The sequence below is a fragment of the Vibrio sp. 1562 genome (genome assembly GCF_033340155.1).
Lineage (GTDB): Bacteria > Pseudomonadota > Gammaproteobacteria > Enterobacterales > Vibrionaceae > Vibrio > Vibrio alginolyticus.
This window is the reverse complement of sequence record NZ_JAWOVY010000260.1, coordinates 1-763: the sequence shown is the minus strand read 5'-3', so window position 1 is coordinate 763 and position 763 is coordinate 1. Positions and strand designations below refer to the sequence as shown.

The 763-nt window shown below is 42.3% G+C and carries 1 protein-coding gene; it reads right to left on the bottom strand.

From position 1 onward, the window contains the following. Positions 1–273 precede the first annotated feature (273 nt). On the bottom strand, positions 274–763 hold a 490-nt coding region (locus R7Z49_RS24535), incomplete at its 5' end, for a LysR substrate-binding domain-containing protein (protein ID WP_318112305.1).

Below are 763 nucleotides of genomic sequence, written 5' to 3'. Positions count from 1 at the left end.
TGTCATGGTATTCGTACCTGCTTGGCGACTATCGCACCCTTTTGGTTTGATAACTGCCTTCATACATTGAAATCAAGAACCAATACTAGGCACATCGCGCCAGTTTATCGGTGATAATGATCACAACAATATCACCTTTCGTTTCATGTTTTACACAAATTATTTGACGCAACCGATAAATCAACAGATTTAGAAAATAACAAAAACAGAGATGGACGAATAAAAGAAATAAAAAAGGCTCTGCAATGCAGAGCCCATTAAAATTGATAGTACCTATAAGACGGATGGCTTGCCCTTCATCATGCGCAAACCTTCACGCTTGATGCAATCGACCAACGGGTTTTCGGCCATATCCGCACGCCAAATAAAGGACAATGTGCGCTCCATTTTCAGATCTGGTACGTTTAGCGCGACTAAACGTCCAGCCTCAATGTAACGTTCAACATCCAAATATGGCAAACAAGTTAAGTATTGTCCGTTAGCCACCAAGCTGCGCAACACAGGAACGTGTTCATACTCACGCCATACATCTAAATCTTCAATCAAATGATGAATGGAGCTATCAAAGGTTTTACGAGTACCTGAGCCATGCTCCCGCAACACCCATTTCGCCTGCTCTAATTGAGCTAAACTGACCGAAGGGTTACGAGCAAAAGGATGATGAGAAGCTGCGACTACAGTAAGGTGGTCACGACACCAGATTTCTTGGTGTAAACGGTTATCGTCACAACGTCCTTCAATAATGCCTAAATCGTATTTGTAA